The 15,837-nt window shown below is 38.4% G+C and carries 14 protein-coding genes; 8 read left to right on the top strand and 6 right to left on the bottom strand.

Annotated features, from left to right (window positions below; all coding sequences use genetic code 11):
* Position 1: 1 nt before the first annotated feature.
* Entirely contained in the window at positions 2-904 is a 903-nt protein-coding gene (locus NSTCB13_RS35705; RefSeq protein ID WP_448266656.1) for an ABC transporter ATP-binding protein, read from the bottom strand.
* A gap of 258 nt (positions 905-1,162) precedes the next feature.
* On the opposite strand from NSTCB13_RS35705, the gene NSTCB13_RS35700 reads away from it, so the two are divergent.
* From NSTCB13_RS35700 to NSTCB13_RS35690, 3 genes are all read left to right on the top strand, one after another.
* Positions 1,163-2,764, top strand: a complete 1,602-nt coding sequence (locus NSTCB13_RS35700; protein WP_448275726.1) for an alkaline phosphatase D family protein — start codon at positions 1,163-1,165, stop codon at positions 2,762-2,764.
* A gap of 169 nt (positions 2,765-2,933) precedes the next feature.
* Positions 2,934-4,172 carry an AAA family ATPase gene (locus NSTCB13_RS35695; RefSeq protein ID WP_448266659.1) on the top strand — a complete coding sequence of 413 codons (1,239 nt, stop codon included), beginning with the start codon at positions 2,934-2,936 and terminating at the stop codon, positions 4,170-4,172.
* An 8-nt stretch (positions 4,173-4,180) separates the two neighbouring features.
* Positions 4,181-4,705 (top strand): hypothetical protein, encoded by a 525-nt coding sequence (locus NSTCB13_RS35690; protein WP_448266660.1) that lies wholly within the window; start codon positions 4,181-4,183, stop codon positions 4,703-4,705.
* A 44-nt stretch (positions 4,706-4,749) separates the two neighbouring features.
* On the opposite strand, the gene NSTCB13_RS35685 is transcribed toward NSTCB13_RS35690, so the two are convergent.
* A complete protein-coding gene (locus NSTCB13_RS35685; protein WP_448275724.1) occupies positions 4,750-6,117 on the bottom strand; it encodes a sensor histidine kinase in 1,368 nt (455 codons plus the stop codon).
* 481 nt (positions 6,118-6,598) lie between these two features.
* On the bottom strand, positions 6,599-7,198 hold the full coding sequence (locus tag NSTCB13_RS35680; protein WP_448275890.1) for a hypothetical protein: 600 nt from the start codon (positions 7,196-7,198) through the stop codon (positions 6,599-6,601).
* A 213-nt stretch (positions 7,199-7,411) separates the two neighbouring features.
* Between NSTCB13_RS35680 and dacB the strand changes: the two genes are divergently transcribed.
* Together dacB and NSTCB13_RS35670 are read left to right on the top strand one after the other, a co-directional pair.
* A complete protein-coding gene (gene dacB, locus NSTCB13_RS35675; protein WP_448275722.1) occupies positions 7,412-8,884 on the top strand; it encodes a D-alanyl-D-alanine carboxypeptidase/D-alanyl-D-alanine endopeptidase in 1,473 nt (490 codons plus the stop codon).
* Between the two features lie 156 nt (positions 8,885-9,040).
* On the top strand, positions 9,041-9,970 hold the full coding sequence (locus NSTCB13_RS35670) for a S66 peptidase family protein (RefSeq protein WP_448275721.1): 930 nt from the start codon (positions 9,041-9,043) through the stop codon (positions 9,968-9,970).
* Between the two features lie 4 nt (positions 9,971-9,974).
* Here NSTCB13_RS35670 and NSTCB13_RS35665 read toward each other — a convergent pair whose 3' ends face one another.
* A complete protein-coding gene (locus tag NSTCB13_RS35665) occupies positions 9,975-10,754 on the bottom strand; it encodes a class I SAM-dependent methyltransferase (RefSeq protein WP_445626358.1) in 780 nt (259 codons plus the stop codon).
* 497 nt (positions 10,755-11,251) lie between these two features.
* On the opposite strand from NSTCB13_RS35665, the gene NSTCB13_RS35660 reads away from it, so the two are divergent.
* The 3 genes from NSTCB13_RS35660 to NSTCB13_RS35650 all read left to right on the top strand — a co-directional run bounded on the left by NSTCB13_RS35660 (position 11,252) and on the right by NSTCB13_RS35650 (position 14,342).
* A complete protein-coding gene (locus tag NSTCB13_RS35660; RefSeq protein ID WP_448275719.1) occupies positions 11,252-12,220 on the top strand; it encodes a glycosyltransferase in 969 nt (322 codons plus the stop codon).
* Positions 12,221-12,350: 130 nt separating this feature from the next.
* On the top strand, positions 12,351-13,004 hold the full coding sequence (locus NSTCB13_RS35655; protein WP_448275717.1) for a glycosyltransferase family 2 protein: 654 nt from the start codon (positions 12,351-12,353) through the stop codon (positions 13,002-13,004).
* 18 nt (positions 13,005-13,022) lie between these two features.
* Positions 13,023-14,342: an ABC transporter substrate-binding protein gene (locus NSTCB13_RS35650; protein WP_448275715.1), complete on the top strand. Its 1,320-nt coding sequence runs from the start codon at positions 13,023-13,025 to the stop codon at positions 14,340-14,342.
* Positions 14,343-14,396: 54 nt separating this feature from the next.
* Here NSTCB13_RS35650 and NSTCB13_RS35645 read toward each other — a convergent pair whose 3' ends face one another.
* Together NSTCB13_RS35645 and NSTCB13_RS35640 are read right to left on the bottom strand one after the other, a co-directional pair.
* Positions 14,397-15,020: a hypothetical protein gene (locus tag NSTCB13_RS35645; protein WP_448275713.1), complete on the bottom strand. Its 624-nt coding sequence runs from the start codon at positions 15,018-15,020 to the stop codon at positions 14,397-14,399.
* 33 nt (positions 15,021-15,053) lie between these two features.
* The gene (locus NSTCB13_RS35640; protein WP_448266673.1) at positions 15,054-15,791 is read right to left on the bottom strand and encodes a hypothetical protein; all 738 of its coding nucleotides are present in this window, start codon (positions 15,789-15,791) and stop codon (positions 15,054-15,056) included.
* Positions 15,792-15,837 lie beyond the last annotated feature (46 nt).

Raw genomic sequence — 15,837 nt, 5'->3', positions numbered from 1 at the left:
GTTAATCTAACTGGCGTCCCGTTAATTCCACAAAAATATCTTCCAGATTAGAGGGACGCACCATCATTCCAGTTTTATCGGGCTGTTCATTCAAGTAGATATTTGCTGCTTCCAATGATGGGAAAAACAGATATTCCCAATTACGAGCGCTATCACTTCCCACATTAGATACACCTAATTGTTTCATCACTAAACCTTCACCGTGAGCAGAACGCAGCTGTTGTAAAGTTCCCAAAGAAATCAGCTTACCGCTATCCATAATACCGATGCGTCCTGGCTTGGTAGAGCCAAAGGCATCGCACAAAAATTCGACCTCATCCATATAATGGGTCGTCAGTAGCATCGTCATCCCTTGTTTATTTAAATCCCGAATAATTTCCCAGAGGCGTCGCCTGGTTTGGGGGTCTAGTCCTACTGTTGGTTCATCTAAAAACAAAATTTGCGGTTGATGCAATAAAGCTCTCGCAATCTGCAACCGTCGTTTCATACCCCCAGACAGGGTTTTTACCAAATCATCACGTTTTTCTGCTAGCTCAACATACTCTAGCCATTGATTAATCAATTTTTGTCGCTGCGGGTTACTAATGTGATGTAGTCTCCCGTGCAGTTCCATATTTTCCCAGACGGTTAAATCGTTATCCACACTGACTTGTTGCAAGACTACACCAATACTCTGTTTTGCCAACGTTGCTTGGCGCATCACATCATATCCACCTACTTCTATGCGTCCTTGGGACGGTTTCGTAAGTGTAGTCAGCATCCGAATTGTGGTGGATTTACCCGCACCGTTCGGGCCAAGTAGAGCAAATATCTCCCCCGCTTCAATTTGGAATGACAGGTCATTGACTACAGGTACATTGTTGTAAAACTTGTAGACGTTTTTTAAAAAGACAGCAGCAGTCACGTCGCTTCGCTCCGAATTAAAAATTAAAAATTAAAAATTAACCAACTTTTAAATAAATTTAGTTACTCTGTATCCTTTTCTGTTCGGTCATGGATAAATTTGCTCACACCAGTTCATAATTAAGACTACCATTCTGATTACATCAAACTAAATATATTTTATTAACCCTTAGATAACTCAATCTTTACTTGTTGGCATAACAAGGTGTGATAAACACTTATCCTGTAATACTTTAGTTTAAGGTTGCTGTTATTTAGTATGGAATATCATCACCCATTGAAGCTAAATCGGCGTCAGTTTTTGCTACATTCAGCTATCACGGCTGGTGGAATTATTTCCACAAATTTTGTCGCTAAATCACCAGTTTTTGGCGAAGCACCTGCAATTATCACCTCTGATAAAATGCGCCCTGGCATACCTTATGGCGTAGCAAGCGGAGATATATCTAACGATAGCATCGTGATTTGGAGTCGGAGCGATCGCCCTGCCAAAATGATTGTAGAATATTCTACCAGCGATTCTTTTAAAAATGTCCGGCGAGTTCTGGGGCCTAATGCTTTAAAAAATAGCGACTTTACAGCCCGACTTTATTTGAAGAATCTACCACCAGACCAAAAATTATTTTATCGGGTGATTTTTCAAGATTTAGATTATCAACGGACTTGCAGCGCTCCTTTTTATGGTACTTTCCGCACTCCCCCCAAATCTGGACGAGATATATTCTTTGTTTGGGGTGGCGACACCGCCGGTCAAGGATGGGGAATTAATCCTGATTTTGGTGGGATGAAAATTTACGAAACTATGCGCCAACTTCATCCCGATTTTTTCATCCATTCGGGCGATAATATTTATGCTGATGGCCCGATTCAATCAGAAGTAACTTTAGACGACGGCACTATTTGGAAAAACATTACCACACCAGAAAAATCAAAAGTAGCAGAAACTCTTACAGAATTTCGTGGTAACTATATCTACAATTTGCTGGATAAAAATATCAAGCGTTTCAATGCTGAAGTTCCCATATTGGCACAGTGGGACGACCACGAAACCAGAAACAATTGGTATCCTGGGCAAATTATCCTCAACGATGACCGTTATACAGTTAAGGATGTTAACTTACTAGCCGAAAGGGCAAGACAAGCATTTTTAGAATATCTGCCTATTAGATATGAAAGCAATAATCCAGATAAAGCGAAAATTTATCGCTCTTTCAACTATGGGCCATTATTAGACATTTTCATGCTGGATGAGCGCACCTACCGGGGGCCAAATTCCCCGAATAATCAGCCAGTACCAAGTAAAGAAACAGACTTTTTGAGCAGAAAACAATTGCAATGGTTGAAAAGGCAATTGCTGTCATCAAAAGCAACATGGAAAGTGATTGCTAGTGATATGCCTTTGGGGTTGATAGTTAAAGACGGTAGTACGGATTTTGAAGCTTGGGCTAATGGGAATGGCCCAGCTTTAGGAAGAGAATTAGAACTTGCCGATTTACTACGATTTATCAAAAACAAGAATATCCAGAATGTTGTTTGGTTAACTGCTGATGTACATTATGCAGCAGCTCACTATTATGACCCCGCTAAAGCACAGTTTACCGACTTTAAGCCTTTTTGGGAGTTCGTTGCTGGGCCGCTTAACTCTGGTACATTTGGGCCAAACGAATTGGAAAATACCTTTGGGCCACAATTAGTATTTCAAAGTCTTCCTCCAGGTACAAAAGCAAATCGACCGCCAACTGAAGGTTTGCAATTCTTTGGAGGAGTTAAAATTGATGGAAATACAAAGGTAATGACGATAACATTGCGTAACTTGGCTGGAAAGACTCTTTACAGTGTAGATTTACCGCCAGAAAAATAAATCGCCAAAATCATAGTGAGATGTAGCCAGTTAGATAAAGTAATTACGCAATTTTTTACTTTGTCTGCTGGCTTTGCTGTTTTTTGGGTAAGATTTGGAAGGATAAAAAAATTGTGCGATCGCTACAGTTAAGAGCTAAATTTAAGTAGGTAGAGTTTTGGAGTTGATCGTGCTTAAGCAACTCATCTTGGAAAATTGGAAAAGTTTCCGTTATGCAGAGCTTCCACTTGATCCCTTGACTGTTCTAATTGGTACAAATGCAAGTGGAAAGTCTAATGTGGTTGAAGCTTTTGAATTTTTGCAAAGAGTAACACAAGGTGAGAATATTGAAGCAGCTTTAGCAGGTGATAAAATACTTCCCTCGATTCGAGGTGGTGTAGAATGGGCTGCACTTAAACCAGAAACTGAGTTTACATTAAAATTTCTAGTTCAAGGTGATGATGAACATACTGATTATCTATATGAAATCAAAATACAAACACAACCTATTGTAATAATCGTAGGAGAATTCATACAAATACTAGATGTAAAATCGAAAAATTCAGATTTGTTAAGTAAATTTTCAATTAGAGAATCAGATAGTTCCCTTCCCATTAGAAGTGCATTAAATACATTAGAGGGAAGTGGTATGGCTTCAGGTTTAGGGATAATTAAGATTACTGAAAAATACAATTTAAAGAGAATTGATGATATTTCTAAAATGATTAGAAATATCACCTATTTAGTTATTAAAGCATTAGAAAAAACTTTTGTTTTAAATCCCATTCCTTCTACAATGAGATCATATTCACTACTGTCTGATACACTAGAAAGCGATGCTTCTAATATTGCAGGTGTCCTAGCAGCATTACCCGATGAACGAAAAAATGAATTAGAATCAACTTTATCGGCCTACATCAAAGATTTCCCAGAAGGCGATATTCAAAAAGTATGGGCAGAAAAAGTTGGGAGATTCGGCACTGATGCTATGCTTTACTGTCAAGAAGAATGGAAACCTGGCCATATTACAGAGATTGATGCTAGAACTATGTCAGATGGAACTTTGCGCTTTTTAGCAATCCTCACAGCATTACTTACTCGACCAGAAGGCAGTCAGCTAGTAATTGAAGAAATAGATAATGGGCTGCATCCTTCGCGTGCAGAATTATTGGTAAGAATACTGCGAGAAATTGGTAGCAAAAGAAAAATTGATATTTTACTTACTACTCATAACCCAGCTTTACTTGATGCTTTAGGCCCAGAAATAGTTCCTTTTGTAGTTGTCGCACACCGCGATAAAGAAACTGGAGAAAGCAAACTTACTCTTTTAGAAGATATTGAAAATCTTCCTCTTTTGTTAGCATCAGGGACTTTAGGCAAACTAGCAACTAAAGGTGCAATTGAAAAGAGCCTTTCTGATAATAAATAAATTTAAATATGAGAAAGGTTTTGATTATTGATACATCTATACTTTGCGTTTATTTAGGTGTACCTGGGAAAGAGACTTGCGGTTCTGATAACAATAAATGGGATAAAAAAAGAGTTGAAGCCCGTTTTCAGGAAGAAGAAAAACAAGGTGCAAAGTTTATACTACCAATAGCGACAATTATAGAAACTGGTAATCATATTGCACAAGCTAACTCTAAGCGATATGAAATTGCTCAAGCTTTTGGTAATATTTTAGTGAAAGTAGCAGATGGAGTTATACCTTGGGGAGTTTTTGAAACTCAAGTGGGTGAACTTTGGAATTCAGAACAATTGAAACAGTTAGCTACTGAATGGCCTACTCTGGCATCGAGAAAAATTTCTATTGGAGATGCGACAATTAAGACTGTGGCTGAATATTACGCCAAAACCAGTAGCACATTTCAAGTAGAAATTTTTACGGGCGATGGGGGACTCAAGGCTTATGAACCAGCTATCCCAGCTCCTACGCGTCGAAGTACTCGCAAAAAAGCCTAGAGCGATTAGTATTTACCCAAAATAGAGATTTTTTCACTAACTTGTCATGAATTAAGTTGGACAGGAATTGTAATAATAAACTCGGTTCCTTCTTTTACGCTAGATATACATTGCAGTTGACCACAATGTTTTTCTACAACAATTTGATAGCTGATAGATAGCCCCAATCCAGTGCCTTTACCGACGGGTTTAGTAGTGAAGAAAGGGTCAAATAATCGCTTTTGTATATCTTTGGGAATTCCACTACCATTATCGGCAATGCGAATAACTACTTGCCGATTGTCTGTAACTTCAGTACGAATACGAATTACAGGTGATTTGAGATTTGAATAAGCTGACTCAAAACTCGCGAAGATCGCATCAATTGCATTTGATAGAATATTCATAAATACTTGATTTATTAACCCAGCATAGCATTCTACTAAAGGGAGATTTCCATATTCTTTATCAATAGTAATTATCTGACCTGTTTCTTGATTTATGAGACGGCTTTGTAATATTATTAGAGTGCTATCAATACCTTCATGAATATCAACTATCTTTTTATCAGATTCATCAAGGCGAGAGAAATTGCGTAATGAAAGAACTATTTCTTGAATACGTTCAGTACCAAATTTCATAGAATCAAGAAGCTTGAGGAAATCAGCAGTTAAAAATTCTAGTTCCATTTCTGCGATCGCAGCTTGAATTTCTGCTACTGGTGCAGGATAATGGTGTTGGTATAGGCTAATTAATTGTAGTAAATCTTGAGTGTAGTTAATCGCATAAACAAGGTTGCCAGCGATAAAGTTTACAGGGTTATTGATTTCGTGTGCAATGCCAGCAACGAGTTGTCCCAAAGCAGCCATTTTTTCATTTTGAATTAATCGCGCATAGTTATTCTTTAGGGTACGAAAACCTACTTTGGTGATTCTAGATTGTTCTTGTGCTTGCTCTAGTTGAGCTAATGTTAAAATATGAATTTGGGAATAAGCTAAAAGTAAATGATGGAAATCGAGTAGCTTATAACTACCTAACTGAGTTTCGATTAAAATCGGCTCATATACAAATTGAGGTTCTCGCTGCAATGCTACCTTATTTGCTTCTACAATGAGCGTATCCTCTGAAATTACACACACATCTGGCTGAAGAAAGTTAATCAGATTTCTTGCAGGTCGTTTAGAAAATAGTGGGAAACTATAAGGACGACTCATGTGTTCAAAAAATTTTTGCCGAGAAATCATCCCCAGATAGTCATGATTTTTCACCAGGATAATTCCTGGTAGTAAAGGCTCTTGCTTAAAGAGTGTATTCAAATCATTTGCTGGACTATCTGCTTCGACGTAAACAGACCAAAGTGGTAATTCTTGCAAAGTGGACTCTAATTGCAAGTTCAAATTATTAGCATTTGTCATGCTATGTATTGCCAACATAGTTTAAATCCTTAACCTTGAGTTAACATTTCTGATAACACCCCGAATCAGCATTGCGATAATTGCAAAGTTAATCAAACTTATATTTCCCTGATTACTGCTGAAAATTACAGTTATGCTGCAAAACTGCTGATATTAGTGCATTCGGTTCTTTTCTATGCTGGAAAATTGATACTAATTAGAATCCCTTGTTACCTATTCGCTAATATTGTGACGTTTAAATTATTATTTATTTAGAATATTTAAAATTATTTTGGAATAAGTTCTTACCAATGGTTAATAAAGAACTTCAATCACAGTTAGAAGCAACACTAATGAAGCGAAAGAGAAAGTAATTAAAAAGGGTTTTGGAAATTTGGTTATCTTTCAGACTGCTGCTTATGGTTGCAAGGCTACTGTTTAGAGAACGAAAGCATTATTTTGTATAATCAACAACTAATGACTCCCCTTGATGGGGAGTTATTTGATATTAGTTAGCTAGCTAAGATGAAATTGGTACATTTTTAAATGCGGCTGTATCTGGCACAAAAATGTCCAAATTATTGATCCCATCGGGAACTCTTAGCCAGATATAAGCATCTGCGGAGGCTTGTGGACGTACTTGGAATAAAGAAACGCTTCCTGTTGAGCGATTAAGAGCAACTCCTTTGTAGGTTACGCTAGTCTCAGGATTGCGGGCTGTTGTACTAGCTACCGAGATAATATCGCTACCAACAACTCCGTCTGTGGCAAGGCGACGAATCCGCATTTGCAGATTTACCACATCACGGTTTCCTGTTTCCGGGTCTTTAATTCGTTTTGCTGAAAGTAACTCAACTTCTGCCTTTTTGCCAAAAGCAGGCTGCACAAATTGGCCAGGACTAATTGCTGATGTTGTAGCACTAGCTGGGGATGGTGAGACAGTTGCTTGTGGAGAAATTGTAGCTGTAGGACTTGGGACTTGAGTGGGAATGGTGTTACTGGCTGTACTAGTAGTATTTAGTGTTTGCCGTAACATAAAAACTTCATAAGCTACATAGCCGCTACATCCCAAAGCCAAAGTAGAGAGTAATACAGCTACACCAGATAAAAATGTACTCACACCATTGCCTCGATTTCGTATTTCTGTATATGCAGGTTGACTTAGGTTTCGATTTTGTAGTCCCATAAATTATGTTTATGCAATCGCCTATGTATGAAACATGTGAACATCTTCCCTATACTAATTAAGTAACTTTACTGAGCCAATTCTTCTCTCTCCGGAAAGAAATTGTTCGCAAAGTAAAAATATCTGTCTTTGGGATAAGGAAAATTGGTGAGACTTAAGACTTTCAATCAACCACTGGGTGTTTTATTAATATTTTTGACTAGTCAGATAGGATTTAGTTCTAGGGTTGCGAAAGCACAAACCCCAGTTGCACCAAGAACTACCACAAAATCAATTTGCTCTAGCCAACTGGGAACAGCTATAGATGCTGTAATCAATCGTCCCTTATTTAGTCGGGGACGCTGGGGAATTTTGATACAACCTCTGTCAACGGGGCCAACTCTTTACAGTCGAGATGCTCAAAAATATTTTACTCCTGCGTCTAACCTGAAATTGCTGACAACAGCAGCCGCGTTGCAGGAATTGGGTGCTAATTTTCGGATTCGCACCTCTATTTATCAGAATGGCAATGGTATTTTACGTGTTGTCGGCAGGGGAGATCCTAGTTTAAGCGATACTGAACTGCAAAAATTGGCACAGCAGTTAAAACAGAAAGGTATTACTCAAATTCAGCAGTTGAATGCTGATGATAGTTATATTCAAGGTGATATTGTTAACCCCACCTGGCAATGGGAAGATGTGCAATCAAGTGATGGCGTACCAGTTAGCAGCTTTATTCTGAATAAAAATATTTTTAGCTTTAAACTTGCACCACAGGCTGTAGGTAAATCTTTGCAAGTGCTGTGGATCGATCCTGGCGAAGCCAAACAGTGGCGGATAATTAATCAGTCAATAACCGTCCCTCAAAATCAACCGAGCTACGTCAATGTCACCCGCGAATTATCAGGAACAGTATTACGAATTCAAGGACAACTGGCAACTAATTCTGAAGAATCTTTAATAGATTTGCCTGTAGTTGACCCTAATTATTACTTCTTACGACGTTTTCGTACTGCCTTAGCAACAGAAAAAATTACTTTGGGACAGACATTAGTAGTAAATGGTGGTGTGAATCAACAGGAAATAGCATTTGTAGAGTCGCCACCTTTAGCTGAATTATTAGCAGAAACTAATTTAAATAGTAATAATCTTTATGCTGAAGCATTGCTGAGAGCATTAGCTGTGAAAAAGACTAGACTTAAAAATCAGACTACTGCTGATGTCGGTTTAGAAGTTGTCAAAGCAAGTTTAACTAAATTGGGGGTCGATCCAGCTAATTACATTTTGGTCGATGGTTCAGGTTTATCACGTCGTGACTTAGTGACACCAGAAGCTTTTGTCCAAACTCTGCGGGGAATGGCAAAAACCCCAACAGCATCTATATATCGCGCATCTTTACCCGTCGCGGCTAAAAGTGGAACTCTGAAAGGCCGCTTTCAAGATACACCTGCTGAGGGCATTGTGCAAGCAAAAACAGGTACGTTAACGGGTGTAGTTTCTCTATCTGGATATCTGAATGCGCCGAAATATGAGCCGCTAGTTTTTAGTATTATCGTCAATCAGTCGGATCAATCTGCAACAGTTATACGGCAGGCAATTGATGAAGTTGTTGTGTTGTTAACACAGTTGCAGCATTGTTAATATTAGACATCTTGCAAAAGTAACTTTGGCAAGATATTGGGGTCTATGGTAAAGGTTACTGGGTTTGGGAAAATTCCATACGTTTACCCTTTAACCCTTAACATACACCCTACTTCTGCAAGAAGTCTATTATACTTTTCACTCATAACTTTTTTAATGCCAGCCAAAATCTTACCACCGCTCCTAAAACCTGGAGACTTATTACGAGTAATTGCCCCTAGTGGTGCTTTGCGAGAATTTGAAGAATTTAAACAGAGTCTAGAAATTTGGCGATCGCGTGGCTATCAACTAGAAATCAGCCCACAGATAGATGACAAATGGGGTTATCTAGCTGGAAAAGATGAAACCCGCCGTCAACAGCTAGCAGCAGCATGGCAAGATCCTGATTGTCGTGGTATTCTCTGTGCCAGAGGTGGTTTTGGCAGCACCCGCATCTTAGAAAATTGGAATTGGGCAAATTCAGAGCCTCCCAAGTGGCTCATAGGCTTTTCTGATATCACAGCTTTATTATGGAGCCTTTATACAGCAGGAATTTCCGGCGTTCACGGCCCGGTAATGACAACTTTGGCAGATGAGTCAGATTGGTCAGTTAAGCGATTATTCGATTGGGTAGAAGGTAGTTCTTTTACCCCTCTCAAAGGTTGCGGTTGGGGTGGTGGTGTGGTTCATGGTACTTTATTGCCAGGTAATCTGACGGTGGCTACTCACCTTTTGGGTACACCAATCTTGCCACATCTTGATGATGTAATTCTGGCCTTCGAGGATGTTACCGAAGCACCTTATCGCATCGATAGGATGCTGACGCAGTGGCGTTTGAGTGGTGCTTTGTCTCAAGTCTGCGGTATTGCATTGGGCGGTTTTACTCGCTGTGAAGCGCCGCCAACTATATCTAGTTTTAGCGTAGAAGAAGTATTGCGCGATCGCCTGGGCGATTTAGGGATTCCCATTGTCTCCGATTTGCCTTTTGGCCACGATAATCCCAATGCAGCCTTACCAGTGGGTGTAGAGGTAACTTTAGATGGAGATGCGGGAATATTAGCGATCGCGCATCCCCATGAAGTTAAAATCAGATCCGCTTGTGGTTAAACAGTCATAATCCACTCACAGAATAATGTTCTAAATGCTTTGGTAAATTCCAATTAATTTTCGGATCTGGCTGATGTTTTACTGGTTCAACATTTCCTCGCCAAGCAGCGCCCATAATTTGCATAGTTTGGTAAATGATTGTATTCCAACCTTTTTGCTTTAAGTAGTCTAAACCTTGTGCTACATCAGGGGAAGTTAAATCATGGAACAAAATTAAAGCATCGTCCTCTGCCAATGGTTCACAAACAATCGTATCATTAAGCGGAGCAGGTGCTTCATGATCGCCATCAATGAAAATTAATGACCACTTGTGTTGTAATTCTTTAGCTAACTCTTCTACCCTTTGTGGGCTATAACCAGCTACTAAATTAACTGAGTCAAGAACATTAGCAAATCGTAGGGAATTACTTACACTTTCATAAACATCTTCTCTGACTAGAAAAGGATCGATTACATCTAATTCCACTCCACCCAATGCCAGATGACAGGCAGACCAGCCGCGCAAACAACCAATTTCTAAAGCTTTTTTTCCGGAAAATCTGAGTGCCGTATTATATAAAATATGTGCTTCATCTCTATTGAGGAACCCTATAAATGGCTCATCTATATCCACATACCATTTATGGGGAATATCTCGACGTAAATAAGACCAATAACAGTTATTAATGTCTCCAATAACCATATTGGGGAAAGCTGAATCCGGATAAACTATTTCAAATTCAGGTGAAATATAGTCCCAACTAGACAAAGAGATATTTTGAACAACTTCATTAGTATTTGCCATTATTAATTTTTCTCCCAAGATTAATTATGTACTAATTTTGTTAGCTTTACCAATTAAATTAGGACTTACGCACACTCTACGAATTCTCGGCGCTCTTGGCGGTTCGATAAATTAAGCTTTTTAGCAATTTTTGCGTAACTCCTATAAATTACGGAAATTAGCATTAACAGTAACATACTATGGTTCAATAGTTAATACTAAGACCAACTCGAATATCCAAATAAAGGTAATCGCCTCTAGTGTGGGACTGCGGCAATTAGAGCAGAGCATCGATTCAAAAATCACAAACCTAACCTTCCAGACTGCTTACTTACCAGATAAGTAGAGCAACACTTGCCTCTTGCAACCGAGCAAAGATTGGAAAATAAAATCTTTCAGGAACGCTAAATTGTCATTTTCAGCCAAGCTTAAAATAAATGCGATCGCATTATAAATACAATCGAAAATAGCTTATAATAACCAAGTCATTCTCCTGATTATAAAACTAAAGCTTTTTTATGAAAATTGCCCTCGTAGCTTGGGGTTATATCCCTGAACCCCCTCTATCACATTCTGTTTTAACTGTGATAACTGAATACAAAAATTTTTTAGAAACAATTGGACATCAAGCCGATATCTTAAACAAGAAAGATGTTAACGAAGTTATAGAATATATTAATAATAATAATTATGATTTTGTGCATTTACACGCCTACAGCTTTGTCAGCGAGTTTAATCGAAACCTTAAACAGAAGTATTGTTTTACCTGCCATGATGGTTATTTGTTTAAAACAGATAAATGGAATGAGGAATTTAGAGAAGCATATCAACATTATTTTAATGCACCTGGAATAATTGCTCTTTCTCATTTAACAAAAGATTTTTTCTTGAACGCAGGGTATTCTGGATACATCGCAGTGCAAGTAAATGGTATTGATACTCAGAAAGTAAATTTTCAACCTAAAGGGAATAATAAAGCTATTTGTTTAGGTTGGATTCAGCCAAGAAAACAGCAGAAATTACTGGCAAAAATTATAGATGGAAAGATTGCAATAGATTTTGTTGGTCCTCTAGACGATCCTGATTTTATTCAAGGAACAACCACAAAATATTTAGGTGTATGGAGTTTAGAACAGGTTTATTCTCGGCTCACAGATTATAGCTGTTTAGTTTTAATTAGTGAAGGAGAAGTTGCACCACTCGTAGTATTAGAAGCAATGGCAGCAGGTTTATGTATAGTTGTTTCCGAATCTGCTAGCGCTAATTTGCATCACCAAGAATTCATTAAAATTTTGCCAGATAATATTTTAACTGACACCACAGCAGAAGCTCACAAAATTGTTACCGATACAATTAGCGAGATGATTGAGAAAAACCAATATTATCGTGCACAAATTTTAGAATATGTTCGAGAAAACTTTGATTATAGCCGGATAATTTCTCATTATAATGATATCATGCACGAATTTATAAACTTACACAGCTAAGGAGTAATTTTTCAGCCTGTTAATAACTTGGTTCTGTTCAACACAGCTTAATACTTTACCCCTCAATAATTAAAAATCCCTCTTTTATTAGTGGGATTATTGTGCGAACAATTACGATGATGATTTAAAAATGGAAACTGTAGTTTTTGATTTCAATCATGAAGTGTCAATTATCCTCTGTACCTATAATCGGGCAAAATATTTAAACAATTGCATTGATAGTGTGATTGCTCAAAATTTTCAAGATTGGGAACTGATTATAGTGGATGATGGCAGCCAAGATAATACTTTTGAAATTGTAAATTATTATATTCAAAAATTTCAAAATATCCGATATTTGAAACACCAAAATAGGAAGCTGTGGTATGCTAAAAATTTAGGAATACAGGCATCTTTCGGCAAATATATAACATTCTTAGATAGCGATGATGCGTACAAAGTAAATCATCTGGATGCGCGAATTGAATATATGAGAGCTAATCCAGAAATTGATTTGATTGAAGGTGGATTTGCCACAGAAGAAGAAGTTTGGGTTGCAGATTATTTTCAACCAGGTCAAAAAATTAATCTCCGAGAATGTGTTTTAGGGCCAACATTTTTTGGAAAGAGACAGGTATTTTTTGAGGTGAAAGGATTTAATAATATTGCATACGGAGAGGATACAGACTTTTGGTATCGGGCGGCAAAAATATTTAGAACTGAAAAAGTAACCGAACCCCAAACTTATATTTACACAAGAGCAGAAACTAGTATTACCAAAAGTGTTCTGGAGAATATTTCTTAATCTGATTAACTATCTGGTATGAAGATTATCCTTTTTCTATCCCAAATAAGCCATTATTCTCGCCGATTCATCGCTTCTGGTTGGCGGATATTACTTCTAGGGATTGTTCTAAGTTCGTTCCTAATATTTTTATCTGGTTGTCAGGGACTAGTACAGAAGGATGATGGAGTAATTCATTTAACCCTATGGCAAGCAATCAATCCCCCTGCTAATCGGGATGTGTTTGAAAAACTGGTAGACAAATTTAATCAGACTCATACTGATGTGCAGGTAGAATCTGTCTTTTTAGCTCAACCCCACTTGCCAAAAATATTAACAGCTGTTGTGGGTAATGTGCCTCCAGATATCTTGGCATTCTATCCGCAAATTACAGGTCAGTTAGCAGATTTAAGGGCAATTATACCTTTAGAATATTGGTTGAAAAAATTGCCTCTAAAGTCAGAGATCACCCCTAACTTACTTGAAGAATTGCAATTAGATGGTCATCTTTGGTCGGCTCCATTATATACAAGTAACATCGGTATTTTTTACAGACCTAAGCTTTTTGAAGCTGCGGGAATTACACAAACGCCCAAGACTTGGGAAGAATTGAGAGAAGTTGCCAAAAAATTAACCATAGACCGCAATGGCGACAACCGACCAGAACAGTACGGAATTCTACTGCCTTTAGGGAAGGGAGAATGGACTGTTTTTAGCTGGTTTCCTTTTTTATTGAGCGCTGGCGGAGAAGTACTGACAAATAACCGACCGAATTTAACGAATGCTGGAGCGCTGAAAGCTTTACAATTCTGGCAGCAGCTGTTGAAAGATGGTTCAGCAATGCTTTCTTCTCCAGAACGGGGTTATGAAGAGGATGCCTTTATAGCGGGTCGGGTTGCTATGCAAATTACGGGCCCTTGGACTTATATCACGAAATCTAACGTTGATTACGACGCATTTCCCATACCTACAAATGTTGGTCAAGCTACGGTGACAGGTGGCGGAAATCTTTATGTGATGAAGACTACACCAGCCAGAGAGCAAGCTGCACTCAAGTTTTTAGAATATGTTTTGAGTGAAGAATTCCAAAAAGAATGGAGTATCGGTACCGGTTTTTTACCAGTTAATCTTCAAGCTGCACAAAGTGAAGCTTATCAGCAATTCCTCAACCAAAAATCTTGGTTAAAAGTGTTTATAGAACAAATTCCTCTAGCTGGTGCTAGACCGATTATTGCCGGATATAGCCGTCTTTCTGACAGTCTTGGTCGAGCTATCGAAGCTACATTGCTGGGTGAATCTCCCGACAAAGCTCTCAAAATAGCACAAGAGCGTTTAGAAAGTATTTGGGATAACAATTAAATGGGACTGGGTAACTTGTAGTATCCTTTGAGGTGCAGTTGCTTGAGTATATAATTAACTACCAGCATTGGTAAGAATTCCTACAAGCACTCGTACTAATTCTTCCAAACCTTCAGGAACGCGATAAAGTTTGATATCTTGCATGACCCGTTTATCTTGCCGATAAAATATTCCAAATCGCCAATCTTCTCCATTTGTTACAGCACCATACAAAGTTGGTGTTTGCGAATCTGTCCATTGGTCGAGTGCTATCAATTCAATTGCAAGTTGAGTAAATCCCCGGCTTAAATCGGATTGCTTGGCTTCAACCACTAACAGGGAATTGAAAGATGAAATATAGTAATCAAAACTTCCTTTGAGTTGTTCGCTAACATTAATGGGGTACTCAATGTTTAGTTGAGTTTGCGTTTGATCGCAAATTTCCAACAAAATAGGAGCAATTAAAACTTCACGTTTTGCAGCTTCACTGATAGGATTTACGCGCATGATATTGCGCCGTAAGTAACGCTGTAAAAATTCTAAATAGTCAATTACGCCTGAATATTGTGGTAGTTGTAGCGATGCGCGTTCGTAACTACATCCCAGTTCCGCCAAGATATCTGCTGGGGTATATGGTAATTCAAAATACTTACTAAATGTATAACTTTGGCCGGGTTGGAGAATGCGCGGGCGAGTCATAAATATTAAGGTTATGAAATATATCGATAAAAGTCAGGAAGAAACTCCAGTTTTGGAATGTAAATTTCTTTTTAACGTACACAAACCAATTGCTGGTATAGCTCCTAAAATCGCTGCTGTCAATCCTTGTCCACTCCAATATAGTATGGGAGTACGGTAGGTTTCTGGAATCAAATTTTGCATAATAAAAAGCAACCAAACCAAAATAGTAATCCAGAAAAAAGAGATTGAGGGTACAAAATTCCACCACCAAATACCTGCTGTATATCGCCTCAACACCAGCCATTGGCAAATCCCTAGCCAAATTCCAGAAATTATATATGCGATCGCAGACAAAAATCCAAAAATCAAAGTATCTTCAGAAGCTGATGAGGCAATGGTTGAAATGTAGTTAATCCAGGCTGTAGAAACGCCGTTGGCAATCAGCCAACCGACACTAGTAGCAAATAACCACTGCCAACCCGGTAAATATCGGTAAAGGACAAGAGCTTGATCGGCAGCGAAAATCACGGCAAATACAACGTTACTAAGGCTTCTAACCAAAATGCTCCATGTTTGTGGTTGATTAGCAAGGTTAGATGAAAGACTTTGGAGAATAATTTTCTCTAAAGCGATACTGGCAACGCCACCGACAACCCATCCGATGAGGGTCATTAAGGTAAACTGAATAAAGAACCTCTGTCGCTGCGATCGCGGAATCAAATACTTTCCTGGATTAGGCTCATTATTAGCAGATGCAACACGATCGGGACTGTTAGAGTCAGTTTCCATAGGGAATTAAAAAAGTAGATAGTGGAGACAACACAAAAGAGTGACG

The sequence above is a fragment of the Nostoc sp. DSM 114160 genome, assembly GCF_053470305.1.
The sequence above is the reverse complement of the archived record's forward strand: the minus strand, read 5'-3'. Positions and strand labels throughout refer to the sequence as shown.

What these genes read in the sequence shown, in the direction of transcription:
- NSTCB13_RS35700 (WP_448275726.1), top strand. Translation starts at nt 1,163, where the DNA reads ATGGAATATCATCACCCATTGAAGCTAAATCGGCGTCAGTTTTTGCTA.
- NSTCB13_RS35690 (WP_448266660.1), top strand. Translation starts at nt 4,181, where the DNA reads ATGAGAAAGGTTTTGATTATTGATACATCTATACTTTGCGTTTATTTA.
- NSTCB13_RS35685 (WP_448275724.1), bottom strand. Translation starts at nt 6,117, where the DNA reads ATGTTGGCAATACATAGCATGACAAATGCTAATAATTTGAACTTGCAA.
- NSTCB13_RS35670 (WP_448275721.1), top strand. Translation starts at nt 9,041, where the DNA reads ATGCCAGCCAAAATCTTACCACCGCTCCTAAAACCTGGAGACTTATTA.
- NSTCB13_RS35665 (WP_445626358.1), bottom strand. Translation starts at nt 10,754, where the DNA reads ATGGCAAATACTAATGAAGTTGTTCAAAATATCTCTTTGTCTAGTTGG.
- NSTCB13_RS35660 (WP_448275719.1), top strand. Translation starts at nt 11,252, where the DNA reads ATGAAAATTGCCCTCGTAGCTTGGGGTTATATCCCTGAACCCCCTCTA.
- NSTCB13_RS35655 (WP_448275717.1), top strand. Translation starts at nt 12,351, where the DNA reads ATGGAAACTGTAGTTTTTGATTTCAATCATGAAGTGTCAATTATCCTC.
- NSTCB13_RS35650 (WP_448275715.1), top strand. Translation starts at nt 13,023, where the DNA reads ATGAAGATTATCCTTTTTCTATCCCAAATAAGCCATTATTCTCGCCGA.
- NSTCB13_RS35645 (WP_448275713.1), bottom strand. Translation starts at nt 15,020, where the DNA reads ATGACTCGCCCGCGCATTCTCCAACCCGGCCAAAGTTATACATTTAGT.
- NSTCB13_RS35640 (WP_448266673.1), bottom strand. Translation starts at nt 15,791, where the DNA reads ATGGAAACTGACTCTAACAGTCCCGATCGTGTTGCATCTGCTAATAAT.